The organism is Streptomyces sp. NPDC104106, from assembly GCF_055584345.1.
In genome coordinates, this window is record NZ_JBVJMF010000013.1 from 15,386 (window position 1) to 39,230 (window position 23,845).

Annotated in this window: 23 protein-coding genes and 1 tRNA gene; 12 read left to right on the forward strand and 12 right to left on the reverse strand. The window is 70.5% G+C overall.

The features are described 5' to 3' along the window. The first annotated feature begins 305 nt into the window (after positions 1-305). Positions 306-1,010 (forward strand): type 1 glutamine amidotransferase domain-containing protein, encoded by a 705-nt coding sequence (locus ACZ60X_RS27430; RefSeq protein WP_469603720.1) that lies wholly within the window; start codon positions 306-308, stop codon positions 1,008-1,010. 628 nt (positions 1,011-1,638) lie between these two features. After that, on the forward strand, positions 1,639-2,118 hold the full coding sequence (locus tag ACZ60X_RS27435; protein ID WP_469603723.1) for a hypothetical protein: 480 nt from the start codon (positions 1,639-1,641) through the stop codon (positions 2,116-2,118). Between the two features lie 379 nt (positions 2,119-2,497). Here ACZ60X_RS27435 and ACZ60X_RS27440 read toward each other — a convergent pair whose 3' ends face one another. The 3 genes from ACZ60X_RS27440 to phoU all read right to left on the reverse strand — a co-directional run bounded on the left by ACZ60X_RS27440 (position 2,498) and on the right by phoU (position 4,562). Beyond that, positions 2,498-2,731 carry a hypothetical protein gene (locus ACZ60X_RS27440; protein WP_469603726.1) on the reverse strand — a complete coding sequence of 78 codons (234 nt, stop codon included), beginning with the start codon at positions 2,729-2,731 and terminating at the stop codon, positions 2,498-2,500. Between the two features lie 407 nt (positions 2,732-3,138). Beyond that, complete coding sequence (locus tag ACZ60X_RS27445) at positions 3,139-3,294, reverse strand: hypothetical protein (protein WP_469603729.1); 156 nt, start codon at positions 3,292-3,294, stop codon at positions 3,139-3,141. A gap of 590 nt (positions 3,295-3,884) precedes the next feature. Then, positions 3,885-4,562 carry a phosphate signaling complex protein PhoU gene (gene phoU / locus ACZ60X_RS27450; RefSeq protein ID WP_469603730.1) on the reverse strand — a complete coding sequence of 226 codons (678 nt, stop codon included), beginning with the start codon at positions 4,560-4,562 and terminating at the stop codon, positions 3,885-3,887. A gap of 180 nt (positions 4,563-4,742) precedes the next feature. Between phoU and phoR the strand changes: the two genes are divergently transcribed. Beyond that, positions 4,743-6,053 (forward strand): two-component system sensor histidine kinase PhoR, encoded by a 1,311-nt coding sequence (phoR, locus tag ACZ60X_RS27455; protein ID WP_469603731.1) that lies wholly within the window; start codon positions 4,743-4,745, stop codon positions 6,051-6,053. A gap of 5 nt (positions 6,054-6,058) precedes the next feature. Next, positions 6,059-6,730: a two-component system response regulator PhoP gene (gene phoP / locus ACZ60X_RS27460; protein WP_466437636.1), complete on the forward strand. Its 672-nt coding sequence runs from the start codon at positions 6,059-6,061 to the stop codon at positions 6,728-6,730. 86 nt (positions 6,731-6,816) lie between these two features. Here the strand turns inward: phoP and ACZ60X_RS27465 are convergent, their stop codons facing one another. Next, entirely contained in the window at positions 6,817-7,518 is a 702-nt protein-coding gene (locus ACZ60X_RS27465) for a copper chaperone PCu(A)C (protein ID WP_469603734.1), read from the reverse strand. Between the two features lie 629 nt (positions 7,519-8,147). Here ACZ60X_RS27465 and ACZ60X_RS27470 point away from each other — a divergent pair. The 7 genes from ACZ60X_RS27470 to ACZ60X_RS27500 all read left to right on the forward strand — a co-directional run bounded on the left by ACZ60X_RS27470 (position 8,148) and on the right by ACZ60X_RS27500 (position 15,350). Continuing rightward, positions 8,148-8,630, forward strand: a complete 483-nt coding sequence (locus tag ACZ60X_RS27470) for a CarD family transcriptional regulator (RefSeq protein ID WP_003953493.1) — start codon at positions 8,148-8,150, stop codon at positions 8,628-8,630. A gap of 395 nt (positions 8,631-9,025) precedes the next feature. Continuing rightward, the gene (gene ispD, locus ACZ60X_RS27475; protein ID WP_469603737.1) at positions 9,026-9,778 is read left to right on the forward strand and encodes a 2-C-methyl-D-erythritol 4-phosphate cytidylyltransferase; all 753 of its coding nucleotides are present in this window, start codon (positions 9,026-9,028) and stop codon (positions 9,776-9,778) included. After that, positions 9,768-10,298 (forward strand): 2-C-methyl-D-erythritol 2,4-cyclodiphosphate synthase, encoded by a 531-nt coding sequence (gene ispF, locus ACZ60X_RS27480; RefSeq protein WP_469603739.1) that lies wholly within the window; start codon positions 9,768-9,770, stop codon positions 10,296-10,298. Before ispD ends, ispF begins: the two co-directional genes overlap by 11 nt. A gap of 134 nt (positions 10,299-10,432) precedes the next feature. Next, on the forward strand, positions 10,433-10,837 hold the full coding sequence (locus tag ACZ60X_RS27485; protein ID WP_469603742.1) for a PPOX class F420-dependent oxidoreductase: 405 nt from the start codon (positions 10,433-10,435) through the stop codon (positions 10,835-10,837). Positions 10,838-10,931: 94 nt separating this feature from the next. Continuing rightward, positions 10,932-12,332: a cysteine--tRNA ligase gene (cysS, locus tag ACZ60X_RS27490; protein ID WP_469603745.1), complete on the forward strand. Its 1,401-nt coding sequence runs from the start codon at positions 10,932-10,934 to the stop codon at positions 12,330-12,332. 99 nt (positions 12,333-12,431) lie between these two features. Next, the gene (gene rlmB / locus ACZ60X_RS27495) at positions 12,432-13,373 is read left to right on the forward strand and encodes a 23S rRNA (guanosine(2251)-2'-O)-methyltransferase RlmB (protein ID WP_469603747.1); all 942 of its coding nucleotides are present in this window, start codon (positions 12,432-12,434) and stop codon (positions 13,371-13,373) included. A gap of 210 nt (positions 13,374-13,583) precedes the next feature. Beyond that, positions 13,584-15,350, forward strand: coding sequence for a DoxX family protein (locus ACZ60X_RS27500; protein WP_469603750.1), 1,767 nt, complete (start codon positions 13,584-13,586; stop codon positions 15,348-15,350). Positions 15,351-15,456: 106 nt separating this feature from the next. On the opposite strand, the gene ACZ60X_RS27505 is transcribed toward ACZ60X_RS27500, so the two are convergent. The 3 genes from ACZ60X_RS27505 to msiK form a co-directional block, all read right to left on the reverse strand. Further along, positions 15,457-16,188 carry a nucleotidyltransferase family protein gene (locus tag ACZ60X_RS27505; RefSeq protein WP_469603752.1) on the reverse strand — a complete coding sequence of 244 codons (732 nt, stop codon included), beginning with the start codon at positions 16,186-16,188 and terminating at the stop codon, positions 15,457-15,459. 713 nt (positions 16,189-16,901) lie between these two features. Beyond that, entirely contained in the window at positions 16,902-17,363 is a 462-nt protein-coding gene (locus ACZ60X_RS27510) for a hypothetical protein (RefSeq protein ID WP_469603755.1), read from the reverse strand. A 209-nt stretch (positions 17,364-17,572) separates the two neighbouring features. Then, positions 17,573-18,709 carry a diacetylchitobiose ABC transporter ATP-binding protein MsiK gene (msiK, locus tag ACZ60X_RS27515; RefSeq protein ID WP_469603758.1) on the reverse strand — a complete coding sequence of 379 codons (1,137 nt, stop codon included), beginning with the start codon at positions 18,707-18,709 and terminating at the stop codon, positions 17,573-17,575. A gap of 220 nt (positions 18,710-18,929) precedes the next feature. On the opposite strand from msiK, the gene ACZ60X_RS27520 reads away from it, so the two are divergent. Further along, positions 18,930-19,003 (forward strand) — tRNA-Thr (locus tag ACZ60X_RS27520). A 77-nt stretch (positions 19,004-19,080) separates the two neighbouring features. On the opposite strand, the gene ACZ60X_RS27525 is transcribed toward ACZ60X_RS27520, so the two are convergent. The 5 genes from ACZ60X_RS27525 to ACZ60X_RS27545 all read right to left on the reverse strand — a co-directional run bounded on the left by ACZ60X_RS27525 (position 19,081) and on the right by ACZ60X_RS27545 (position 23,833). Continuing rightward, positions 19,081-20,220 carry a site-specific integrase gene (locus ACZ60X_RS27525; protein ID WP_469603761.1) on the reverse strand — a complete coding sequence of 380 codons (1,140 nt, stop codon included), beginning with the start codon at positions 20,218-20,220 and terminating at the stop codon, positions 19,081-19,083. Continuing rightward, entirely contained in the window at positions 20,220-20,420 is a 201-nt protein-coding gene (locus tag ACZ60X_RS27530) for a helix-turn-helix domain-containing protein (protein WP_469603763.1), read from the reverse strand. Before ACZ60X_RS27530 ends, ACZ60X_RS27525 begins: the two co-directional genes overlap by 1 nt. Positions 20,421-20,605: 185 nt before the next feature. Further along, entirely contained in the window at positions 20,606-21,754 is a 1,149-nt protein-coding gene (locus tag ACZ60X_RS27535) for a DUF3631 domain-containing protein (protein WP_469603766.1), read from the reverse strand. Between the two features lie 349 nt (positions 21,755-22,103). After that, on the reverse strand, positions 22,104-23,027 hold the full coding sequence (locus ACZ60X_RS27540) for a bifunctional DNA primase/polymerase (RefSeq protein WP_469603768.1): 924 nt from the start codon (positions 23,025-23,027) through the stop codon (positions 22,104-22,106). A gap of 149 nt (positions 23,028-23,176) precedes the next feature. Continuing rightward, the gene (locus tag ACZ60X_RS27545) at positions 23,177-23,833 is read right to left on the reverse strand and encodes an XF1762 family protein (RefSeq protein WP_469603771.1); all 657 of its coding nucleotides are present in this window, start codon (positions 23,831-23,833) and stop codon (positions 23,177-23,179) included. Between the last annotated feature and the right edge of the window lie 12 nt (positions 23,834-23,845).

Genomic DNA, 23,845 nt, shown 5'->3' on the forward strand with positions numbered 1-23,845 from the left:
GGAGCTCTCCCAACTCCGCCCGGTGGCGAGGTGTACTTGCCGCATTGCTTGTCGCCTCCCTTGTCGTGCGGCTTGTCGCTTGTCGCTTGTCGCGTCCCAGGGCAGAGCCGGTTTCGGGCGGCGGCAAGCCGACGAGTGGCCCTTGTCTTACCAGGACGACAAGGTCGGCCAGCCGCATGGAGGGAGTGTCGCGGTGCGCTGACGCGCGAGCGATAGCGGGCCCGGCCGGCGCCCCGCCGAAGGTGCCCACCGACTCCCCCAGGCCTACGGTCGAAGGGGAGGGAGACAATCGGAGGCGCGTCATTATGGCTGCAACCACAAACAAGATCCTGGTCATCGTCACCAATGTCGACGAATATCAGAAGGCCGGCATGCGGACGGGGCTCTGGCTCGGGGAGCTGACCCACTTCTGGGACGTCGCCGAGCAGCGTGGATTCACGATGGACATCGCAAGCCCATCGGGCGGCAAGGTTCCCATTGATCCGGAGAGCCTGTCGCACGAGGTCCTGGCGGAGCTGGGCACTGAAAAGCGCTACGCGGACAGGAAGTTCATGGACCTCCTTGAGGACACCAAGAAGATCTCAGAGGTGAGCAGCGAGGACTACGACGCCATCTACCTCACCGGTGGCCATGGGGTCATGTTCGACTTCCCGCAAAGCCAGGAGTTGGAAGACCTGATGGCCAGGTTCTACGAGACCGGCCGAGTCGTGTCGACCGTCTGCCACGGCGCCACCGGCCTGCTCAACGTGACTCTGAGCAACGGGGAACCCCTGGTCAAGAACAAGAGGGTCACCGGGTTCTCCTGGCCAGAAGAGGAACTGGCGCACAGGGCACAAGCGGTCCCCTACAACCTGCAAGAGGAGCTGAAGAAGCTTGGCGCCAACTACAGCACGGCCGACGAGCCGTTCGCCCCGCATGTCGTCGAGGACGGGCTCCTGATTACGGGCCAGAATCCGGGCAGCGCCAGGGCGGTGGCCGAGGCAGTCGTCAAGCAGCTGATCCCCGCGTGAGCAACCAAAACCCCGCCTCACGGCCATCACACCAACTCAGCCGCCCGTAGCAAAACGGGGAGGCCAGGGAGGGCAGCCGTGTCTTGTCGCTTGTCGCACACCCCGTGTCAGAGCCGGTTTTCAGATGGCGGCAAGCCGATGAGTGGTGCTTGTCCTCGTCAGGGGGACGAGCATCGGCCAGCCGCGAGGTAGGGAGTACCGCGGTGCGCTGACGCGCGAGCGATAGCGGGCCCCGCCGGCGCCCGCCGACGGTGCCCAACGGGCCGAATCCGGTCGACGGCACCGACAGCGTGGCTACGGCCAGTGGGGTGCAACGAGGTCCATCGGCAGCCCTGATCTGCTCCAGGCGAACCGGCTGCCCGAGTGCACCGCCACCGACCGGGAGGACGGGAGCGCACGTGCCCCGGCGTGCATAGTCGCGCAGGAGATCCGTTCACGAGTCGGCGGGAGCCGCCGCTCCGGCCTCCGGTGTGGCGTCCGAATGATGACCCGTGCTCCGGAATATGCAGGCTTCGCCCGTAGTGCTCGGGTAGGAGATAGAGACCGTATCTGGGGGTAACTCCACCGGAGCCGTGCGGCCTTGGAGCGACACTGGAATTGACATGATGCACCATCAGGGGGGTTGGCCATGGTTCAGGCCATCGGACAAGACAGCGCGCACCAGGAACAACCCGGTGACGAGCCACCCGCGCACGCCACCGATCAGGCGGTGCTCATGGGCACCGCACTCGCGGCGGTCTTCTCGGTGAACAACGAATCGAGCAGCTGGGACTTCTCCGACTTCATGATCGGATCAGCGCTGGTACTCATTCTGGCTGCCTACTACCGGCCTCAACGGCCGAGACAGCGCTGGGAGCGGCAACTGAAGGCCGGCGCATTCGCATCCGTGGCAGCCATGTGCCTGTGCGTGATGCTCGGTTATTTCGAAAGGCTGACGTTCGGCGACCACACCACCGACACCTGGCTCTTCCCGTGCGGCTGGGGCGCCTTCGCAGTGGCCCTGTATCTACTGCACTTCGTCCAGCATGGCAGCGGCGGTGTGACCAGGCGCCTCACTGAGTTCCATGGGATAGACCGCCTCTCCCGGATCGTCGTCCGGCGCAGGTGACCACGGCACCCGGCCACCGGACACCTCCACACGTATCGACCGCTACGGCCGAGGCGGCCAGATCATCACCACTGCACAGATCCACCACGCCAAGTAGCCCCCCGGCGCGGCAGGAAGCCGGGGCCGTCAACCTGGCTATCTCGAACGGTCCTCGCCAGTGAAGGCCCTTGAGGGGTGCCTGGCTAGCCCATCCCGCCGGGCGAGGATCCTGCCGTACAGCAGCCGCATACAGCAACCACAGCAACCGGCCCCACCCCGCCGCATCCCCTTGAGTCCGAAGCGCGACCTGTATGACCGTCTCCGACCGATCTCTGTAGACCTACGGCTCAGAAGGTGATGCCCTCGGTGCCGTACACGCCCAGGGCATCACCACTGGTCTTCACGCGAGTCGCGACCACGGTCCCGTGGTGTCGGACTTCGGGATCCAGAGCAGCGGTTGACTCGTACGGCAGTAGTCGTCCGCTTCGTCCTCCCAGGGGAAGCGTCCGGCCTGGCCTCCGCAGGCCCGCGGACCGGTGTTGATCGGGGCGGCGGCCATGGTGAAGGGATGCGGCAGGACAAGTGCCAGCTGCGGGTAGCGGCGCGCCAGCTCCTCCTGGCTGCCGATCCACACCAGGCCTCGCTTGCCGCACCGCGTCGCTCACCGGGGTCGCGGCCGGCAGCGGGACTCGCGCCCAGGGAGCAGCGATCCGTCCGGAGATCCCGCTCAGTACCGCGAGCCGCAGTACCCGCCCGTCCGGGGACAGTACGTAGAGGGCGCTGGCGTAGGCACCGGTCTCCCGCGCGCACCGGTCGAGGACAGCGTCCAGTGCGTCAGGGCCGAAACCCGGGGGAGTGAGCGTCAGTGGCTGTGGTGCACACGCTTCACCTCCCTGTGAAGCGCCAACCGGCGGTCCCGGTGTCTCCACTGTAGTCAGGGCCCGGTGCGTCGTTTACGACAGCGCTGGGGCGCGCTTTAGCGCAGGCAAAGGGCCGGTGTGAAGGGGCTTCACACCGGCCGGGTGTTTCGTCAGGTGTTCGTCAACCGCACTGGCAGGGGTTGCCCTGCTGGCACCCGCAGCCGCAGCCCGAGCCGCAGCCGCACGCGCCGAACAGCGGAAGGCTCCTGATCTCGGCGGGCTGGTCGGTCTCGCGCTCCTGCGTGGGGTCGGGCGTGGTGCTGGGGGATTCGGCCATCGGTCCCTCCTAGACGCTGGGGCAGGAATGCCCTCGCCTATTTCATGCCCGCTCCCCAGGGCGCATCAACGGCGCACAGAGGCGCCCGGGCGCCCACGGCGCCGCCCGCGGTCACCGCCGGAGACGGGCACGGGAGGCGCGGTCACCAGAGTCCGGGGGCCCAGGGCCCCGCAGGCCCAGGGCCCCGCAGGCCCAGAAGCCCGGGGGCCCTGAGCGAGGATTCCCGCGCCATCCCGGATGTGCTCAGTCACAGCCGGATGCCCGCCGGCCCGGATCCGCCCAGCCACAGCCGGGCACTCGCGCACGGTCCGGGGAGTGGCCCAGCCGCACCGGGAGCTTCCGCCTGGTGCTGGAGTGGCGCAGGCGCAGGTGTAGGTGCAGTCGGGGATTCCCGCGGCCGCCCGCCTGATTCGCCAGCCGCAGCCGGGGACTTCCCGCCCCAGCCTGGTGCGCGAGCCGCAGCCTCGCAGTCACCCAGGCACAGCCGTGGACTCCCGTCCCTCCCTCGTTCGCTCGCCGCAGGCGACAGCGGGGGCAGGAAGACGCCGGCCCCCGCTTCCGTCTCGTCCTCCTGTGCCGCCCCCGGAGGGTCAGGCGCCCTCGATGCCCGTCACCGACTGGATGTCGTCCGCGTGCTCGCCCGTGACCAGGTAGACCACGCGCTTGGCGACGGCCACGGCGTGGTCGGCGTAGCGCTCGTAGTAGCGGCCGAGCAGGGTGACGTCCACGGCGGTCTCGATGCCGTGCTTCCAGCGCTCGTCGATCAGGTGCTGGAAGAGCGTGCGGTGCAGCAGGTCCATCTCGTCGTCGTCCTGCTCCAGCTGCAGCGCGAGGTCGACGTCCTTCGTGATGATCACCTCGGCCGCCTTCGCCATCAGGCGCTGCGCGAGCTGGCCCATCTCCAGGATCGTGGCGTGCAGGTCGTTCGGGACCGCCCGCTCGGGGAAGCGCAGCCGGGCCAGCTTCGCCACGTGCTGCGCGAGGTCGCCGGAGCGTTCCAGGTCGGCGGACATCCGCAGCGAGGTGACGACGATCCGCAGGTCGGTCGCCACCGGCTGCTGGCGCGCGAGCAGGGCTATCGCGCGCGCCTCCAGGTCGTGCTGGAGTTCGTCGACCTTCTGGTCCGCCTCGATCACGCTCTCCGCGAGCTTCAGGTCGGCGTCCAGGATGGCCGTCGTGGCGCGCCCGATCGCCGACCCGACCAGCCGGGCCATCTCCACCAGACCGTCGCCGATCGAGTCAAGTTCCTCGTGGTACGCGTCCCGCATCAGGGTTCCCTCTCATAGGTGTGCTTGGTCCCCACGCTCCCACGTTCTGCCCCGGACGCGTCCGTTTCCGCCACCCCAAATGAACCAGTACTGGCTCCCAGGTGAACTCTGGGCGACGAGTGTTCGAGGTCGCACCTCGACGGCTGTGGGCATGTCGTACCGCCTGCTTAACCTGGATGCATGGACGTGAACGCGGCGGTCGCCGCAGCGGCAGCGATCGCCGGGGTGCTCACCGGTGTCATCGCCATGCTGGCGTTCCGCTGGAGCGAACGCGACCAGAAGCGACCGACCAGGACTTCCTTGCACACCGATCCCGTACTTCCGCCCGGCGTGGACACCGTGCTGTCCGTGCTCCGCTCCTCGGCCGTCGTCCTCGACGAGGCCGACGCCGTCGTCAAGGCCAGCTCCGCCGCCTACGCCCTCGGGCTGGTGCGCGGCGGCAAGCTCGCCGTCGAGCCGATGCTCCAGATGGCCAGGGACACCAGACGCGACGGCGAGATACGCCAGGTCGAGCTGGACCTTCCCCGGCGGGGCACCGGGCGCGGCGAGGCGCTCGCCGTCTCCGCGCGCGTGGCCCCGCTCGGCTCCCGCCTGGTCCTGCTGCTGGTCGAGGACCTGACCGAGGCCCGCCGGATCGAGGCCGTGCGGCGCGACTTCGTGGCGAACGTCAGCCATGAGCTGAAGACGCCCGTCGGCGCGCTGTCCCTCCTGTCCGAGGCCGTCATGGATGCCTCCGACGACCCCGAGGCCGTCCAGCGCTTCGCGGGCCGTATGCAGATCGAGGCGACCCGGCTGACCAATCTGGTCCAGGAGCTGATCGACCTCTCGCGCGTGCAGAACGACGATCCGCTGGAGGACGCCGAGCCGGTCCGCGTGGACGAACTCGTCGCCGAGGCCATGGACCGCTGCCGCCACCAGGCCGGTACGAAGCAGATCACCATGGCCTCGAATGTCTGGGCGCCCGAAGGGCCCGATCAGGGTGGTGGCGGGCGACGGGCGGGCGGCACCGCGGACCTGCACGTCTGGGGCAACCGGGGCCAGCTGGCCGCCGCTCTCGGCAACCTCGTCGAGAACGCCGTGAACTACTCCCCGGCCCGCACCCGCGTGGGCATAGCCGCCCGCAGGGTCTCCGCACCCGGCGGCGACATGATCGAACTCGCGGTCACGGACCAGGGCATCGGCATCTCCGACAAGGACAAGGAGCGCATCTTCGAGCGCTTCTACCGCGTGGACCCGGCCCGCTCCCGCGCCACCGGCGGGACCGGCCTGGGTCTCGCGATCGTCAAGCACGTGGTCGCCTCGCACGGCGGGGAGGTCACGGTCTGGAGCGCCGAAGGCCAGGGCTCCACGTTCACCCTCAGGCTGCCGGAGGCGGGCGCGGCACGCGACCGCGCCGGGCAGCACCCAGACCCCGACCTCGACGACGAGGCCGGCGGCTCCACCGAGTCATCCCCGTACGAACCGCTTCCCGCCCCGGAGGTCCTTCCGTGACCCGAGTGCTCGTCGTCGAGGACGAGGAGTCCTTCTCCGACGCCCTGTCGTACATGCTCCGCAAGGAGGGCTTCGAGGTCGCCGTCGCGGCCACCGGCCCCGACGGACTCGACGAGTTCGAGCGCAACGGCGCCGACCTCGTCCTCCTCGACCTGATGCTGCCGGGTCTGCCCGGCACGGAGGTGTGCCGCCAGCTGCGCGGCCGCTCCAACGTCCCGGTGATCATGGTGACCGCCAAGGACAGCGAGATCGACAAGGTCGTGGGCCTCGAAATAGGAGCCGACGACTACGTCACCAAGCCCTTCTCGTCCCGTGAGCTGGTGGCCCGCATCCGCGCCGTCCTGCGCCGCCGCGGCGAGCCGGAGGAGGTCACCCCGGCCGCGCTGGAGGCGGGCCCGGTCCGGATGGACGTCGACCGCCACGTGGTGACGGTGGCCGGCTCCAAGGTCGACCTCCCCCTGAAGGAGTTCGACCTCCTGGAGATGCTGCTGCGCAACGCCGGCCGCGTGCTGACCCGCATGCAGCTGATCGACCGCGTCTGGGGCGCCGACTACGTGGGCGACACCAAGACCCTCGACGTCCACGTCAAGCGCCTGCGCGCCAAGATCGAACCGGACCCGGGCGCCCCGCGGTACCTGGTGACGGTCCGGGGTCTGGGCTACAAGTTCGAGCCGTAAGCCGAACGCATCGGCGCGTGTGGCGCGCCGTCTGTGCGACGAAGGGCGGCACCCTCGCCGGGTGCCGCCCTCGTGCGTACGCCTGGTCAGTGGCCGGCGGCCGACTGGGAGGCGGAGCCGCTCGGGGTGGCGCCGGTGGGGGTGCCGGCCGACGTGCCGGTGCTCGCGCCGGCCGACGGGGTCGCCTTGCCGCCCTTGCCCTTGCCCTTCTCCGGCTTGCCGCCGGGGGAGGCGGAGGCACCCGGGGCGCCGGACGGGCTCGCCGGGGCGGACGGGATCGTGCTCGGGCCCCACTTGTCGAAGTAGCTGGTGGCCGGGATCACGAAGGCCTTCAGGCTCACCGGGCCGGTCTTGCTGAAGGTGAAGGTGAGCTGCTGGACGTTGCCGTCCTTGACCGCCGAGCGGCCGTTGGGCAGCTCCGCGGAGGCGTTGTCCTTGCCGCCCAGCAGCAGGGAGCCGTGTGCCGGGACGGTCAGGCTGCCGCCCTTGGCCGGGGTCAGCTTGACCGTCTCGCTGGAGCCCGGGATGGAGACGGACTGCAGCGTCTGGTCCGTGCTCCCGTCGTTGTACAGGAAGGCGGAGATCACGGCCGGGCCGGTCGACTGCAGGTCGGGCTGGGTGATGACCACGGCGTTCTGGACCTTGATGTCGCCGACGGCGGTCGCCGCGTTGTCCGGCTTGACCTGCAGCGTCTGCGAGTCACTGCCGGCGCCGCAGGCGGCGAGTGAGGCGATCGAGAAGACGATGGCGGAGGCGGCGAGGGCGCCGCGTCGAAGGCTGCTGCTCACGGCGGCGGCAACTCCTTGAACGCGCGGGCGGCTCCTCTTGTAAAGCCACCCTAAGTGTCTGTCAGCGGCCTTAGGTTACCGAGCCGTTCCCACGCCACCGCACCCGACCCTCCCCAAGGGTCCGGCTTGCCTCCGCCTGGGGGTACCGCGAGGCCGCCTCGTCACTCCAGGCACAAGCGCCTCTTCAGTCACTTTGCCGAGCGCTCGTCCGCCATTCACATAACCGCGCGCAAAATTTCCGTGAAGGAATGAAAGACGGTCCGGAGGCCGCCCTCGATATTGATCACCGGCCGCCCCCGCGGCAGCGGTTGATCAATTCCGGATTCGCGGCACATCCGTCTCCCGATCCGCCTCGGCGCACCGAACGGAGTAGCGGAAGTCGTACGCTTGGAACAGGACAAATCGGGACGTTAAGCCACTTGGAGAGGGCGCTCGGCGCGTGTGACGTACGCGTTTCACCCCGCCCGGAGAGCCCCTCCGACCTGCGAATACCCGCTTCCGCGGGCCCCTCGCAGCACGTTCCTGTCGCTGTTGTCAAGCCCCGAGATATGCCCTGACCTGCGAAAACGCCATTCAGAACCGCCGGTTTCCGTGTTACCCTGGATAGCCACGGAAGGGGTACCTGTCACATGACGTTCAAGGTTGGCGACACCGTGGTCTATCCCCATCACGGGGCCGCGCTGATCGAGGCCATCGAAACTCGCCAGATCAAAGGCGTGGACAAGACCTACTTGGTGCTGAAGGTCGCCCAGGGTGACCTGACGGTGCGTGTGCCAGCGGACAATGCTGAGTTCGTGGGCGTGCGTGATGTGGTCGGTCAGGACGGGCTGGACCGGGTCTTCGAGGTGCTGCGCGCGCCGTACGCGGAGGAGCCCACGAACTGGTCGCGTCGTTACAAGGCAAACCTGGAGAAGCTCGCCTCCGGCGATGTCATCAAGGTCGCGGAAGTCGTGCGTGACCTGTGGCGTCGTGAGCGCGAGCGCGGACTGTCCGCCGGTGAGAAGCGCATGCTCGCCAAGGCCCGCCAGATCCTGGTGAGCGAGCTGGCCCTCGCGGAGAACACGAACGAGGACAAGGCCGAGGCCCTGCTCGACGAGGTGCTCGCCTCCTGACGCGTCATGGCGGCGGTCCCCCGCTGCCGACTCGCTCAGCACACCCAGCAGCACAGTGCATGCCGCGGTGCCCGACGACACGGATCCGACACTGACCCTGTCAGGATCCTGTCGCCGGGCGCCGCGGCATGCTCATGCCTGGCGGTATGTTCACATCTGGCGCCCGCTCGCCCCGGCCCCGACGCGGTGTCCGTTCCCACCGCACGGCCACTTCGTGCGCGCGCAGCCGTGGGCCGGGAAACCTTGAGAAGAAAGCCCCCGGATACTTTGATGTGCCGGGCCCGGGCAGTCGGTCTCGACCAGGGTCACGGAAGGGTCCGGTCAAGGCGTCGCGCCCGGCACACTCCTCCAGGCCATACCCACCTAGGTCGAGCACACAAACCTGACAGGAACCGATGTCTGACGAATCGCGCCCCTCACCTGCGCAGACCCCCGTCGCAGCCGTGATTCCCGCCGCCGGCCGGGGCGTACGCCTCGGTCCGGGCGCCCCCAAGGCGCTGCGCGCGCTGAACGGCACGCCCATGCTCATCCACGCGGTCCGCGCGCTCGCCGCGTCCCGCCATGTCTCCCTCGTGGTCGTCGTCGCGCCGTCCGACGGCGCCGCCGAGGCCAAGTCCCTGCTCGACGCGCACGCGCTGCCCGACCGCACGGACTTCCTGGTCGTGCCCGGCGGAGACACCCGGCAGGAGTCGGTGCGGCTCGGCCTCGACGCCCTTCCGCCCGAGTACGGCGTCGTCCTCGTCCACGACGCGGCCCGTCCGCTCGTCCCGGTCGACACCGTCGACGCGGTCGTCGAGGCCGTGCGCGCCGGCGCACCCGCCGTCGTCCCCGCGCTGCCGCTGGCCGACACCGTCAAGGAGGTCGAGCCGGCCACCGAGGCAGGCGCCCCCGAACCGGTCGTCGCCACGCCCGAGCGTGCCCGCCTGCGCGCCGTACAGACGCCGCAGGGTTTCGACCGGGCGACGCTGGTGCGCGCGCACGAGACCGTCACCGGCGACGTGACGGACGACGCGAGCATGGTCGAGCAGCTCGGACTGCGGGTCGTGACCGTCCCCGGGCACGAGGAGGCCTTCAAGGTCACCCGCCCCCTCGACCTGGTCCTCGCCGAGGCGGTCCTGGCCCGCAGGAGGCTGAACGATGGCTTCTGAGCAGCCTTCCCCGCAGCCCGCGCAGCCGCCGCAGCCCCCCGTGGTCCTGCCCCGGGTCGGCATCGGCACCGACATCCACGCCTTCGAGGAGGGCCGCGAGCTGTGGTGCGCGGGCCTGAAGTGGGAGGGCGAGGGGCCGGGGCTGGCCGGGCACTCCGACGCGGACGTCGTCGCGCACGCGGCGTGCAACGCGCTCTTCTCCGCCGCCGGCCTCGGTGACCTGGGCCGGCACTTCGGCACGGGGCGCCCCGAGTGGTCGGGAGCCCCCGGGACGACCCTGCTGGCGGAGGCCGCCCGGATCGTCCGCGAGGCGGGCTTCGACATCGGCAACATCGCCGTCCAGGTCGTCGGCCCCCGCCCGAAGATCGGCAAGCGCCGTGACGAGGCCCAGCAGGTCCTGTCCGAGGCGGCCGGCGCTCCGGTCTCCGTCTCCGGCGCGACGACGGACGGCCTCGGTTTCCCCGGCCGCGACGAGGGGCTGATGGCGATCGCGACGGCCCTGGTGGTGCGTACGGGCTGAGGGCCGGGCCGGCCGAGCGCCGTACCGGGGCGCCGACGGCGGCCGGTGCGGGTCGCTCCTGGTGCGGGCGTGCGCAGAGCGTGCGAGGGTACCCGGAGAGTCACCGTCGCCACGGCCTTTTTTCGGAGGTACCCATGTCCGCCGCACTGTCCGACCGGCTCAAGTCCCTGCTCGACGGCAAGGTGTTCATCGTCGTCGGCACCGTCCAGCCCGACGGCAGCCCGCAGATGTCCCCGGTGTGGGTGAAGCGGGACGGCGACGATGTCCTCTTCTCCACCACCGTCGACCGCCGCAAGTACAAGAACCTGGAGCGCGACCCCCGGGCGACGGTCGTCGTCATGAACCCCGACCAGCCCTACGAGTACGCCGAGATCCGCGGCACCGCCCGGGTGACCACCGACGGCGGCCAGGACCTCATCGACGCGCTCAGCGAGAAGTACACCGGCCGGAAGTACGCCGACTTCAACCCGGACGCCGGCCGGGACGCCCAGCGGGTGGTCGTGCGGATCACGCCGAGCAAGGTGGTCGGGAGGGTGTGAGGCGCGAGCCGGGGCGGGACCGGGGGCAGGGCCGGGCGTGGGATTCGTCACCGGAAGGGACCAGGCACGGGCCCGCGCCCACTACCCTGGAGTGGTGACTATTCGCCTGTACGACACCAGCGCCCGGCAGATCCGTGACTTCACCCCGCTCAAGCCGGGTTGTGTCTCGATCTACCTGTGTGGCGCCACGGTGCAGGCGGCACCGCACATCGGGCACATCCGCTCGGGTCTCAACTTCGACATCATGCGCCGCTGGTTCACGTACCGCGGCTATGACGTGACGTTCGTCCGGAACGTCACGGACATCGACGACAAGATCATCGCCAAGGCCCGTGAGCAGGGCCGGCCGTGGTGGTCGATCGGGTACGAGAACGAGCGCGCGTTCAACGAGGGCTACACGGCGCTGGGTTGCCTGCCCCCGACCTACGAGCCGCGTGCCACCGGCCACGTCACCGAGATGGTCGAGATGATGCGGCGCCTGATCGAGCGCGGGCACGCCTACGCGGCCGACGGCAACGTCTACTTCGACGTGCGGTCCTTCCCGCGGTACCTGGAGCTGTCCCGGCAGGAGCTGGACAATCTGCTGCAGCCGTCCGGGGAGGGCGAGACGGGCAAGCGGGATCCGCGGGACTTCGCCATGTGGAAGGCGGCCAAGCCCGGCGAGCCGACGTGGCCGACGCCGTGGGGGGAGGGCCGGCCGGGCTGGCACCTGGAGTGCTCGGCGATGGCGCACAAGTACCTGGGCTCCGCCTTCGACGTGCACGGCGGCGGGCTGGACCTGATCTTCCCGCATCACGAGAACGAGATCGCCCAGGCCAAGGCCTACGGTGACGAGTTCGCCCGGTACTGGGTGCACAACGCCTGGGTGACCATGGCCGGTGACAAGATGTCCAAGTCGCTCGGCAACAGTGTGCTGGTGTCGGAGATGGTCAGGCGCTGGCGGCCGATCGTGCTGCGCTACTACCTCGGTACGCCGCACTACCGGTCGATGATCGAGTACAGCGAGGAGTCGCTGCGCGAGGCCGAGTCGGCGTTCGCCCGGATCGAGGGTTTCGTGCAGCGGGTCACCGAGCTGACCGGCGAGAGCGTCGAGCCGGCCGCCGAGGTCCCGCCCGCCTTCGCCGAGGCGATGGACGACGACCTGGGTGTGCCGCAGGCCCTGGCGGTGGTGCACACCACGGTCCGGCAGGGAAACAGCGCGCTGGCCGCCGACGACAAGGAGGCCGCCGTGGCCCGGCTCGCCGAGGTGCGGGCCATGCTCGGCGTCCTCGGCCTCGACCCGCTGGACGAGTTCTGGGCGGGGGAGTCGGAGCAGAGCGGGGACCTGAACGGCGTGGTCGACAGCCTCGTCCGCCTGGTCCTCGACCAGCGCGAGTCCGCCCGTGCCCGCAAGGACTGGGCCACCGCCGACGCCATCCGCGACCAGCTCAACCAGTCGGGTCTCGTCATCGAGGACAGCCCGCAGGGCCCGCGCTGGACCATCGGGTCCAGGTAGCCCCGGCCCTTGATCGATTGTGCCGCCCGGCCCCCCGGGCGGCACACTGCATAGACGTACGCACACTTTTCCGCACAGCACGCAGAGAACAGGTAGGTCATGGCCGCGAACAACCGCCGCATGTCCGGCAAGAAGGGCGCGCAGGTCGGCAGCGGCGGCCAGCGGCGCCGGGGCCTGGAGGGCAAGGGTCCGACCCCGCCCGCCGAGATGCGCAAGGGGCACGCCAAGCAGCGCGCCGCCGCCGCGAAGGCCCGCCGCGCGCAGGGACGCACGCAAGCGCGCCGGGGCGGCGGCAGGTCGACGTCCGAGATGGTCGTGGGCCGCAACCCGGTGGTCGAGGCGCTCCGCGAGGGCGTCCCGGCCACGACCCTCTACGTCCAGCAGTTCATCGACAACGACGAGCGCGTCCGCGAGGCCCTGCAGCTCACCGCCGAGCGCGGTGGCATCAACCTGATGGAGGCCCCGCGCCCCGAGCTGGACCGGATGACGAACGGCCTCAACCACCAGGGTCTCGTCCTGCAGGTCCCCCCGTACGAGTACGCGCACCCCGAGGACCTGCTCGACGCGGCGGCCGACGAGGGCGAGGACCCGCTGGTCGTCGCGCTCGACGGGGTCACCGACCCGCGCAACCTCGGCGCGGTCGTCCGCTCCGTCTCCGCCTTCGGCGGCCACGGCGTCGTCGTGCCCGAGCGCCGCTCGGCCGGTATGACCGCCGGCGCCTGGAAGACCTCCGCCGGTACGGCCGCCCGCACCCCGGTCGCCCGCGCCACCAACCTCACGCGCACCCTGGAGCAGTACAAGAAGGCCGGCGTCGCGGTCGTGGGCCTCGCGGCGGACGGCGAGGTCGAACTGGGCGAGCTGGAGGCACTGGACGGCCCGGTCGTCATCGTGGTCGGCAGCGAGGGCAAGGGCCTGTCCCGCCTGGTCGGCGAGACCTGCGACTTCCGTGTCCGCATCCCCATGCCGGGTGGCGCCGAGTCCCTCAACGCCGGTGTGGCGGCGGGAATCGTGCTGTACGAGGCGGCGCGCAGGCGGTCCTGAGGCGCGTCGCCCGGGCGGGCGGGGGGAGCCGTGCGGGCGGCCCTGGGGCGGCGCGCGGGCGATCGCGGGATCGGTCGCCTGAACACCCGTCCGGCATCTCACCTGTTCGGGTTAATTCCGGTGTTCATGCGGTGCTCCGGACCACTTTGACGGGGTCCGGACATATCCGGGCGGTCAAGGCAGTGTCCTAACTCCACGCCACTCGGTTAGATGAGCGTGGACACCAGAACACCCCGCACACCCACGGGGGACCGCTCGTCGGGATTCGCCTCCGGATTCACCTCCGGCCCCGATGACGCTCCCGCGCTGAGCATGGTGAAGGTGCCGAGCGATCCGGCGCAGGTCATCGTCAATCACGCCAGCTTCCGCGTGCAGCTCGGCGCGTCGGCGAGGCGGACCCAATCCCCGCGGATCGCCCGGCATCTGAGTGCCGCCCAGAACGCCGCCGGGATGCCCGCGCCGGGCCCGGCGCGGGCGGGTGCCGCCGGCCGCCGCCGTCCCGTCGTGTGGAGCGGCAAGTCCGCCCCCGACGACACCGGCGCCCACCGGCTCCTCCAGGCCGTGCGGGGCAGCGTCCGCCGGGCCGAGGAGTCCGAGGCCGGCGCCACCCGGGTCATCCCGCGCGTCGAGACGGGCTACGGCGACAGCTACGGCGACACCTACGACGCGCTGGAGCAGACGGTCGAGACCCCGGTCGTCGGCCACCAGCGCAGCGCCCCCGGCACCCCCGACGCCGCCGACGGCACCCGCCTGCTGCCGCACATGCGCAGCGTCACCGGCGCCTACGACGAACCGCCGTACGCGCGGGACGACTTCGCGCACCACGGCGGATACGGCGACTACGACGGCTACGACGACGACCACGACGAGCACGCGCGCTACGCGGACTACGCGGACCACCGCGACCCGTCCGACGCCGACGCCGCCCGCCCGCTGCGGCGCCAGGGCGACGACCCGGCCCGGCACGCCTACTACCCCGGCCGCCGGATGAACCTCGGGGTGGTCCTCCTCCCCCTGCGCATCTTCCTCGGCTTCATCTCCATCTACGCCGGCATGGGCAAGCTGTGCGACCCCGTCTACTTCGACGGCGGCAAGCGCGGCTCGATGGTCAAGTGGCTCAACACCCTGCACCCGTGGGACGTGGCCGAGCCGATGCGCCAGCTCGCCCTGCACCACCCGGTCGGCTCCGGTCTGGTCATCGCCTTCCTCCAGGTGGTCGTCGGCGTCCTGACGATCCTCGGCTGCTGGCAGCGTGTGGCCGCCGTCGTCGGCGCCCTGCTCTCGGCCGCCCTGATCGTCACGGTCAGCTGGAAGTCGGTCCCGGCCTACGACGCGCCCGACATCATCTACCTCGCCGCCTGGTCGCCGCTGATCATCGCCGGCGCACCTGTCTACTCCGTGGACGGCCGGCTCGCGGCGGGCGCCTGGCGCCGGCTCGGCCCCCGCTCCGACATCTGGGAGCTGCGCCGGTACGTCCTGCGCCGCGGCGCCCTGATCACCGCGATCACGGTCGGGCTCACCCTGCTCGTCGGCTCCCTGCTGGGCGGTGCCGTACGCGACTCCAGCCGCGTCGTCGTCCCCGGCCCCGGCGAGGCCCCCCGCAACAACCTCCCCGGCTCCCCGCTCCCGCAGGAGCCGGGCCAGCGGCACCGCACCACCCCGTCGGCCTCCACGCCCCCGAAGGGCGGTGCGACGGGCGGTGCCACGGCCGGTGCGAGCCCGTCCGGCGCGGCGACGACGCCGGGCGCCACCCGGGGCGCGGGCGGTACGGCCATCACCCCCAGCCAGACCCAAGGGACCACGGGCCAGCTCCCGCCCCGGCACTCGGCCCCGGTCGGCGGTTCCCCGAGCACCTCGGCGGGCCCGACGAGCACCGGCGGCACGGGGGGCACCGGCGGCCCGACGTCCTCGGGCGGCACGGGCGGCACGTCGTCCTCCGGCCAGCCGGGGCTGGTGGGCGGCCTGCTGGGCGGCTGACCGACCGACGGATCACGGCAGGGCCCCGTACCCGAGGGAGGTACGGGGCCCTTCCGCTGCGCGAAGTGCTGCTGCGCGCTGCCCGCTGCCGTACTGCCGCCGCGAACTACCGCCCCAGGGCCGCCAGTTCCTTGGCCGCCTCGGTCAGGTCCTTGGCGGTGTCGATGGCCCGCCAGTACGCCCCCTGCGGGATCGGGAACCCGAAGAGCCGCTGCTCCCGGGCCAGTTTGGGGAACGTGGTCCGCTCGTGATCCCCGCGCTCGGGCAGCAGGGAGGCGAACTCCGGCGAGAACACGTAGACGCCGGCGTTGATCTCGGACGTGGACGGCGGGGCCTCGATGAAGTCGGTGATGTGCCCGAACCCGTCGGTCTTCACAGCGCCCCAGGGGATGCGCGGCCGCGCCAGGGCCAGGGTCGCGACGGCGTCCCGCTCGTTGTGGAAGTCGGCCATGTCCCGCAGGGAGAAGCGGGTCCAGATGTCGCCGTTGGTGGCGTACCAGGGCCGGTCGGGGTGGGGCAGGTGCGCGGCGGCGTACCTGAGGCCGCCGCCGCGGCCGAGGGGCTCGGTCTCCACGACGGTGGTGACGGAGACCGGCAGGTCGGCGGAGTCCAGCCACTTCTGGAGGACCTCGGCGAGGTGCCCGCAGGAGACCACCACGTCGGTCACGCCTTCCTCGGCGAGCCAGGACAGCTGATGGCCGATGATCGGGGTGCCCGTGCCGGGGATCTCGACCATCGGCTTGGGCCGGTCGTCGGTGTACGGGCGCAGCCGGGAGCCCTGGCCACCGGCGAGGACCACGGCTTGGGTGGGGCGCGACGCGGCGTTGGGATGGGTCATGCCCGCACTGTACGCGGCTCCGCGGCCGCCAACGAGGCACTTCCCCGGTGTCCCGGCCGACTCGGCGTCCGGCGGGTTCCGGTGGCGCGGCAGCCCAGAGCCCCCAGACCCCGCCCCCCCCCGGAGCCGGTCGGGCGGCCCTGCCCAACCGGCTCCCGCCGGGCCGCACGCCTCAACCGGCCGGCGCCAGCCCCTCCGGCCTCAACGAGGCCCCCGGACCCGACCGGACCCACCCGGTCTCCGCCGGACCCGTCCGGACCCACCCGGTCTCCGCCGGACCCGTCCGGACCCACCAGGGCTGCGCAAACGCGCGCGGTCGATCCGGCTCAACCGGCTTACGCCGGTCCGTCCGGCTCGGTCGGCTCGGGCCGGAACGTCCAGTCCACCCGGCTCACGTCGACCTGTCCGGCCAACCGGCCTGCGCGGACGCGCCCGGACCCACCTGGCCTGCGTGGACGCGCGCGGTCGATCCGGCTCAACTGGCTTACGTCGGATCTGCCCGGACCCACCTGGCTCACGTCGGATCTGGGCCGGACTCACCCGGCTCACGTCGACCCGCCCCGACCGGCCTTGCCCGCCTGGCCCGCGCCGACCCGCGCGGTCGATCCGGCTCAATCGGCTTACGCCGGTCCGTCCGGCTCGGTCGGCTCGGGTCGGACCCGTCCAGCCGACCGCCGCTCGTCGGGGCGCATGGTGTCGCCGGGGCGGTGGTGTCAGCCGTGTGCCGCGAGGATGCCGGAGGCGAATGACGTGTCGCACACCGGGCGGGCGTAGGACTGGGCGTGGGCGGCGCCGTAGATGCGGGCGGCCGCCTGGCCCAGGGCGCGGGCGATGGAGGAGCAGTGCTCGGCCAGCGACGGGTGGTCGTTGACGGCCTGCTGGAGGTGGGTCAGGACCACCCCGGGGTTCTCGTCCTGCAGCTCGCCCATCAGCCGGTCGCGGAGCTGGTCCTGGGGCGCTTGGGAGACCGTCTTGGAGGAAACCTCCGCCGAGGACACGTCCGAGGCGGCCAGCACCGAGCTGCGGGGGCTCCCGGTCCAGTTGACCCGGGTGACCGCGAGAGTCCCCGAGAGCACCAGGACGACGGGCAGGACAAGGGCGAGGGAGCGGCCGATCCGGCGGGCAGGGCCGCCCCGGTGGCCGCGTCGCGTCTGAGTGATGGTGGAGTGCTTCACGCGTGTGAGGGTAGCGCCCGGTAGTGATTTGGCGACATTCAGTCACTCTTATGGGGGATGAGGTCACACCGTTTTCTGGGTAAGGGGTTGACGCTGTTCGCCCGAAATGATCGCTGTGCCGGGGTATATCCGTCCGTACATACGACGCGAAAGGGGCCCCGCGGCACTCCGCGGGGCCCCTTTCGTCAACTCGGCGGCAAACGCCCAGCTCAGTCGGAGAGGCGCTCGCCCGTCGACGTGGAGAACACGTGGGTCTCGCCCGGCCGCGGCACGACGTGCAGCGTGGAGCCCTTCTCCGGCACGGCACGGCTGCTGACGCGGACCACGAGGTCCCTGCGCTCGCCGCCGACCTCGACGGTGCCGTAGACGTAGCCGTCGGCGCCGGTCTCCTCGACCACGTTCACCGAGACGGCGAGACCGGCCGGGGCGTCGGCGCTGTCCTTGCTCAGGGAGGCCGCCGTGCCGCCGTCGTGCTCGACGACGTCGAAGTGCTCGGGGCGCACGCCCACGGTCACCGTCTTGTCGCCCTTGTCGGTGGCGGCCTTCAGCGCCTCGCGGTTGATGGGGACGACGCTGTTGCCGAACTTCACGCCGCCGTCGGTGATCGGGACCTCGACCAGGTTCATGGCGGGGGAGCCGATGAAGCCGGCGACGAAGAGGTTCGCGGGCTTGTCGTACATGTTGCGCGGTGAGTCGACCTGCTGGAGCAGACCGTCCTTGAGCACCGCCACGCGGTCGCCCATCGTCATGGCCTCGACCTGGTCGTGGGTGACGTAGACGGTGGTGATGCCGAGGCGGCGCTGGAGGGACGCGATCTGCGTGCGGGTGGAGACACGGAGCTTGGCGTCCAGGTTGGACAGCGGCTCGTCCATGAGGAAGACCTGCGGCTCACGGACGATCGCGCGGCCCATGGCGACACGCTGGCGCTGACCGCCGGAGAGCGCCTTCGGCTTGCGGTCGAGGTACTCGGTGAGGTCGAGGATCTTCGCGGCCTCCTCGACCTTCTGCCGGATCTCCGCCTTGTTGACGCCGGCGATCTTCAGGGCGAAGCCCATGTTGTCGGCGACCGTCATGTGCGGGTAGAGGGCGTAGTTCTGGAACACCATGGCGATGTCCCGGTCCTTGGGCGGCAGGTGGGTGACGTCGCGGTCACCGATGCGGATGGCACCGGCGTTGACGTCCTCCAGGCCCGCGAGCATCCGCAGGGAGGTGGACTTTCCGCAACCGGACGGGCCGACCAGGACGAGGAACTCGCCGTCCTCGATCGCGATGTCGAGACCGTCGACGGCGGGCTTGGTGGAACCCGGGTAGATCCGGGTCGCCTTGTCGAACGTGACAGTGGCCATGGTGATGGGCCCCCTTCTACCGGCAGGAACGTGCCGGACGATCCGTTGTAGGAAGGTGGTTGGTGGCGTCCACGCGCTGTAACCCACGCGGGTGAACTGGATCAGGACGGTACCTGGCGTTCACTCGGTCTGTCAGTACCCCGGAGACAGTGAACTTCGCGGAAATTTTCGACAGGGTCGGGCCCGGACCTGGGTACACTGCACGGGCGTGCAGACGCAGGCCTCCTTAGCTCAGCTGGTCAGAGCGCCGCTCTTGTAAAGCGAAGGTCGTCGGTTCGAATCCGACAGGGGGCTCTAGCTCTACCTGCATCAACGCCCTCACGGTCCATGATCGTGAGGGCGTTGACGGCAGTTCTTGACGGCAGTCCCGCCTAACGGCGTCGCCTGAGCAGGCGATCCATGTGCCCCATGGCCTCTCGCCGGTCACCGTCGCTCACGTGGGTGTACACGTTCATCGTCACCGCGATCTGAGAGTGACCCAAGATCTCCATCACGGTCCGGGGCGCGATCCCCGCCGCGAACAACAGCGACGCGCAGCCGTGGCGGGTGTCGTGCAACCGGATCTGCGGCAGGCTGGCGGAGGACGCGATCCGGAGGAATGACCGGTACAGATTCCGCGGCTCGATCGGCCGACCACTGCGTGTCGTGAACACGTGATCACTCTCATGCCACTCCGCGCCGGCAGCGGCTCGCCGGTCCGCCTGCCGCAGCCGCTGCCACCGGAGCGGCGCCACGCACATCAGCGGAATCGGGATCACCCGCGCTCGCCGGTTCTTGGTCGTGTCGAGGTACAGCTCCTTGCCGCCACGGTGCAGCGTGGTCCGGACCGTGAGAGTGCGCCGGTCGAGGTCCACGTCCTTCCACTGCAATCCCAGGATCTCGCCGCGTCGCAAGCCGAGTGCGACCGCGAGGACGAACGCCGTGTAGAGCGGGTCGGTCCGCGCGGCCTCCAGGAACGTCAGGGTCTCATCCAGCGACCAGGGGTGCAGCTCGCGCGGCTCGACTCTGGGGGCAGGGACCAACTGCACGACGTTGCGGCTGATCAGCTCCTCACGACATGCGGCTGTCAGAGCTGTGCGGAGCACACGGTGAGACTCCTTCGCGGTTGCCGCCGATGACTGCTTGGTGACTTCCGAGAGCATCCGGCGGACGTTCGCCGTGGTGAGCGACTCCAGGCGCCTGGTACCGAGCAAGGGCACGAGATAGAGCCGTACATGCATCTCGTACTTGATGTACGTGGTGCGCTTCCGGTTGGGCTTGATGTGCTCCTCCAGCCAGTACGGCAGCCACTCGGAGAGCTTCGCGGACCGGGAGGGCGTCGGGATTCCCTGGCGGTCTCGGCGAACGAGTTCCTGACGCTTCTCGTCACACTCGTCCCAAGTTGCGCCGTAGACCGTCTTGCGCTTTCGGGTGCCGTCGGGCTGAGGGACGTAAACGCGTGCTTCGAAGCGTCCGTCCTTCCGCTGCCAGATGCTGCCGGCACCGTTTGGGTTCCTCTTTCGGCTTGCCATCAGGCCGCGTTCTCCTTGATTCGTTCCTGCATAAATGCGCGCAAACTGTCCGGGGCCACGCGGCGTGCGCGCCCGATGGTGAAGCTCGCCAACTGGCGCGAGCGGATGAGGTCATAGACCTTGCTTCGACTCAGGCGCAGGGCAGTCATGACTTCCGGGACGGTGAAGGCTTCGGGCGTTTCGGGCACGGCGGTGCGCACGTCGAACCTCCAGGAATTGAGCGGGGCCTTTCTGGGCCCCCTTCTGAGGACCGCTACTTCCGCTACCGCCGCTACCGCGCAGGTCAGGGGCCTGTGCGGGGTAGCGGGAAGGGGTAGCGGTAGCGGATGGGTAGCGGCGGGGTAGCGGCTCGCAGTGCTGCGAGCCGCTACCGGATTGCTGCTGGTCAGGCCGCGTTTTCCGTACCGGGTAGCGGAGGTAGCGGACTTTCCGGGGGAGGGGGGCAGTAGCGGGCCCACGCGTCCCGGAGATCGGCGGCGTAGTAGCCCTTGAGGACGCTTCCGGCGGTCTTGATGTTGCGGGAGGTGATCGGCTCGACGTCGGCCGTCATGTACTCGGCGAGCATCTTGGACAGGCGCCGGTTGTCGAGGGGCTTGCCCCCCAGGTCGGCCCATGGGGCGTCGTCCATGGCGTTGAGCCGGTCCAGGATGGCCACAGTGGGAAGGCGATCGATGCCGACCATGACGTGGTCGCGCAGGTCGGTCAGCAGCCGCACACCGAGGCTGCCTTTGTCGTTGACCTTGGACGCGGTCACCAGGGCAACGCAGGCTTCTCGGGCCCGGTCTGGCCAGCCCCCACCGGCAGCGTCCGCGACGGCGAGCAGCGGTTCCCAGACGTCGGCGGGCCGGTCGGTGATGCCGTCGGGCATCTCGGGCCAGGCACCCATGACGCGCTCGGTGACCTGTTCGGCCCATACGGCGAGCCGGTCACGCAGGGCGAACCCTTCCTTTTCGTGGATGCGGGTGCGGTAAGGCTCGATCTTCTCGTTGCGGGCCCTGCGGCGCATGCGGATGTTGACGGAGCGGTCCCGGATGGTGTCGGGCAGGGAGCCGAGTCCGGCCACGGCTACGGCGGTGTAGGAGTGGAAGGCCTGCACGGTCTGGTTGGCACCGTCGCCCACGCAGCGGAACATCGGCCGATTGCGGCGGTGTCCTGCGTTGATGAATCCCCGTAGCTGCTCGTTCTCCCCGGCCTTGGGGCCGAAGATGGTGTCGATCTCGTCGAAGAGGATCGTTGGCCGCTTGCCGTCGACCCCGGACACCGCGCGGAAGAGTGCGGCGGCGGACGCGTCGACGGCGGCCATCGGGTTGGGCACGAGCGTTTCCACGATCTCCAACGCCCGAGACTTCCCCGAGCCCGGCTCAGGGGACAGGAAGGCCAGTCGCGGAGTCGACTCGAAGCAGTCGAGCAGGTGAGCGTGTGCGTCCCACAGCACGACGGCGACGTAGGCGGCCTCGGTGGGGAAGACGTTGAAGCGCCGGTGGAAGGCTTCCACCTCGTCCAGCAGCGCGGCCCCGTCGATGGTGGGGGTCATGCGGCGGCCCTTCCTTCCTGGGAGTTGCGAAGCGGGCAGGTGTCGCGGTGGGCGGTGTGAGCTTCGATCAGGGCGAGCACCCTGGGTTTGCCGACGGCGCTTCGGTCCCAGCCGCACCGGCATTTCGAGGTGGCCGTGGGCACGGTGCCGCGCGGGGCCCGGATGTGCAGCCACGCGACGGGGTAGCGGCCGTCGCCGGCCTGCGGGGCAGGGCGAAGAGCAGAGGGGACGCCCTTGCGGGCGGCGCCTTTCGGCTCGCCTACGGCCGCGGTGTCCACAGGTTGTGGGGCGGCGTGTGGCCTGGTGGCGGCGGGGGGTAAGCAATCCAGGCGGGGGGAGTTGGGGCCGCTCACGCTGCCTCCCGTGGTGTGGCGTTCGCGATGACCCACTCCATGGCGCTGCGGATCGTCGTGCGGCACTCGGCCGGCGGCAGTCCGGTAGCCTCCCCCGCCGCCTGGATTGCCTGTTCTGCCGCGTTCCGGGGGAGGTGGCCCCACGCGACGAAGCGCGCGACCTTGCAGGCGCTGCGGTGAAGGGTGTTGTTGCGGCCGTTCGGTCCGCCCTCGGTGGCGGCCATGATGACCGCGCATTCGCGTTCGAGGGCGACTCGTGCGGCGCGGGTGCCGTCCCGGACGGGCGCGAGGGCGACGGTCGCGGGCTTGGGCTGCTCGGTGAGCAGCGCGGTCAGCCACGCGGGCAGCGGGGCCACGGGGGCGTCGTCGGTCACCTCGTAGGCGCCGTCGGGGGTGGTGCTGCCGGGGGCGACGACGTATCCGCCCCATGCGCGAGTGTCGATGTGCGGGCCGAGCCGGTTCGCGCTGCACTTGAGCCGCATTCCGGCGGGGGCGGTGAAGTACAGGTGCTCTCCGCCGCGTGCGGTCCGCACCCGGTAGGTGGCGGGGACGGTCTGCCCGGTGCGCTCGCAGAGCGCCGCAAGGGAAGTTGCGCCGTCAGGCGCTCCTTTCGGCTCTTCGGGCTTGCACACGTCCAGGTCGACCACGAGCAGCCCGGCCGGGCCGGTGGCGATCCCGACGTTGTACGGGCGCATCGCCCACGTGGCGTGGATGAGTGCGGGGTCGGTGGTGGCGCGCTGCTCGGGCTTGCGGTGCCCGTCCGCACAGCGTCCGGTGCCGGGGCAGTCCCGTTCGGGGTGCCCGGCCGGCCACTTGGCGCGCGGGTGCAGGGGGATGACGGGCCATCCGCGCTCTGCTGCGGTGAGGGCGGAGGCGAGCAGCGGGAGGCAGGACAGATCAGCGGTCAGCACGCTGCTCATACAGCCACCCCCAGCGCGGGGGCGTTGGCCTGTACTCGTCGGATGTCGGTGGGTTGGGTCATCCTGGGTGTCTCCAGTTCGTCATCAGCGTGCTGGAAGGTCAGGGCGGCCCCGGCTCTTGGCGGAATGGGGGGCCGCCCTTGGCGTAGCTAGCGGCTGTGGGTGCGGCGTCGGTAGGCGCGTTGGCGGCATGCTGGTGAGCAGTACCGCGGGGGCCGCCCTGTGGCAGCTGCCGTGATCGGCTTCCTGCACTCTGGGCAGCGGTTTCGACGTCCGCGAGCGCGGGTTTCGTCACGTGTTTCGTCACTCGGTTCGGGCAGGGATGACGCGTCGTGGGTGGTGATCTCCCACAGGGCACGAGCCACGTTTTCGGTGCCGAGCGTGCGCCGGGGACGGCTGGGAGCGTCCCAGCCGGGGCGGGCAGGCAGGTCAGCGACCTTGACCCAGCCCGCGGCGCGCAGGCTCGCGCCGCTTTCGCCGTCTTGGGTGTAGGTGATGGCGCGGCGGTAGCCAGCGCTGCGCGCGGTACGCCATGCAGCTGCGTACAGGGCAGAGCAGGCGTTCGTGGTGCCGTCGGTGGCGACGCGGGTGACCTCGATGGTCAATCCATTGTCGAAGTTGCGGTTGACGGGTCGACCCACGATGGCCACGCCGACCAGGGCACCGTTATCGGTGTGGACCCCGAGCGAGAACTGATGGCCTTGCGGGGGGTCGTGGTGGCGGTGGTGTTGGTCGACGTAGGCGCAGGCGGCTTTCCACTTCATCGGACGGATGTGCAGCCGCTTCGCATTCGGCGGCGCGGTCACGGAACGTCCGCC

Bases quoted from the DNA above. Each gene is read 5' to 3' on its own strand.
- ACZ60X_RS27430 (WP_469603720.1), top strand. From the start codon at position 306: ATGGCTGCAACCACAAACAAGATCCTGGTCATCGTCACCAATGTCGAC.
- ACZ60X_RS27435 (WP_469603723.1), top strand. From the start codon at position 1,639: ATGGTTCAGGCCATCGGACAAGACAGCGCGCACCAGGAACAACCCGGT.
- ACZ60X_RS27445 (WP_469603729.1), bottom strand. From the start codon at position 3,294: ATGGCCGAATCCCCCAGCACCACGCCCGACCCCACGCAGGAGCGCGAG.
- phoU (WP_469603730.1), bottom strand. From the start codon at position 4,562: ATGCGGGACGCGTACCACGAGGAACTTGACTCGATCGGCGACGGTCTG.
- phoR (WP_469603731.1), top strand. From the start codon at position 4,743: ATGGACGTGAACGCGGCGGTCGCCGCAGCGGCAGCGATCGCCGGGGTG.
- ACZ60X_RS27470 (WP_003953493.1), top strand. From the start codon at position 8,148: ATGACGTTCAAGGTTGGCGACACCGTGGTCTATCCCCATCACGGGGCC.
- ispD (WP_469603737.1), top strand. From the start codon at position 9,026: ATGTCTGACGAATCGCGCCCCTCACCTGCGCAGACCCCCGTCGCAGCC.
- ispF (WP_469603739.1), top strand. From the start codon at position 9,768: ATGGCTTCTGAGCAGCCTTCCCCGCAGCCCGCGCAGCCGCCGCAGCCC.
- ACZ60X_RS27485 (WP_469603742.1), top strand. From the start codon at position 10,433: ATGTCCGCCGCACTGTCCGACCGGCTCAAGTCCCTGCTCGACGGCAAG.
- rlmB (WP_469603747.1), top strand. From the start codon at position 12,432: ATGGCCGCGAACAACCGCCGCATGTCCGGCAAGAAGGGCGCGCAGGTC.
- ACZ60X_RS27500 (WP_469603750.1), top strand. From the start codon at position 13,584: ATGAGCGTGGACACCAGAACACCCCGCACACCCACGGGGGACCGCTCG.
- ACZ60X_RS27505 (WP_469603752.1), bottom strand. From the start codon at position 16,188: ATGACCCATCCCAACGCCGCGTCGCGCCCCACCCAAGCCGTGGTCCTC.
- msiK (WP_469603758.1), bottom strand. From the start codon at position 18,709: ATGGCCACTGTCACGTTCGACAAGGCGACCCGGATCTACCCGGGTTCC.
- ACZ60X_RS27525 (WP_469603761.1), bottom strand. From the start codon at position 20,220: ATGGCAAGCCGAAAGAGGAACCCAAACGGTGCCGGCAGCATCTGGCAG.
- ACZ60X_RS27535 (WP_469603766.1), bottom strand. From the start codon at position 21,754: ATGACCCCCACCATCGACGGGGCCGCGCTGCTGGACGAGGTGGAAGCC.
- ACZ60X_RS27540 (WP_469603768.1), bottom strand. From the start codon at position 23,027: ATGAGCAGCGTGCTGACCGCTGATCTGTCCTGCCTCCCGCTGCTCGCC.